The sequence below is a fragment of the Haladaptatus ordinarius genome (assembly GCF_054177595.1).
In genome coordinates, this window is record NZ_JBPEHH010000288.1 from 1 (window position 1) to 825 (window position 825).

An 825-nucleotide genomic window follows, 5' to 3' on the forward strand; every position below is an offset into this window, starting at 1 on the left:
TGCCTTGTTTTGCCGCAGAATGACGACAGTCTCAGACGCTCTCACGGTTATCTTCCGTCAGATTAACCGGGAAATGGACGCCGTCTGGCGATATGGCATCGCTCAGACGGCTAGCGCGAATGTGTCGAGACCTTGCCAAACAGCACGTTGACGATTCGGACGTATCCGCCGCGCCGGACGGCGCGGACGGGTACGCCAAGTGGACACAGATCGCGTTAATTCTGTTCCGCGTCGAACTGGAGAAGAGCCTCCGTGAAACTGAAGACTACCTCAACGAGATGCCAGGTGTTCTTGCTGTATTCGATCTCGACGAGGCACCGCACTACAGTTCGTTCTGCCGGTGGGAAGACGAATATCGGATGCGTGAACTCCGCCGCCTGCTCCGCGCTTCGGCGGAGCAGGCGGGCTGGAGTGGTGAAGCTGCGATTGATGCAAGTGGCTTCCAGCGCGATCAAACCAGCTACCACTACCGCGACCGAGCGAACTACTCATTCCAGTCGATGAAGACAACGATCTTGATCGACGTGAACTCACTGGCGATCAAGGACGTTCATTTTACGACGCAGAAGGCCTGGGACGGCCACATCGGGATGCAGGTCTTCCGCCGGAACGCGGAAGACCTGCGTGTGTTGTCTGCTGACGCGAACTACTCGTGGAGCGACCTCCGTGAGGAGTGTCGCTCCGAGTCAACGCGACCGTTGATCAAGCACAGGGAGCAGACACCGTTGCAGAAGGCCCACAACGCACGAATGAACGATGACTACAACCAGCGCTGGATGAGTGAAACCGGCTTCTCGCAGTTGAAGCAAGACGACGGCGAGAAGC

1 protein-coding gene is annotated in these 825 nt (G+C 57.7%); it reads left to right on the top strand.

The genetic code is table 11. The features are described 5' to 3' along the window. Nucleotides 1-92 precede the first annotated feature (92 nt). Nucleotides 93-825: IS5 family transposase (locus ACR3FF_RS27230; RefSeq protein WP_458191225.1), on the top strand; the 733-nt coding region annotated here is incomplete at its 3' end.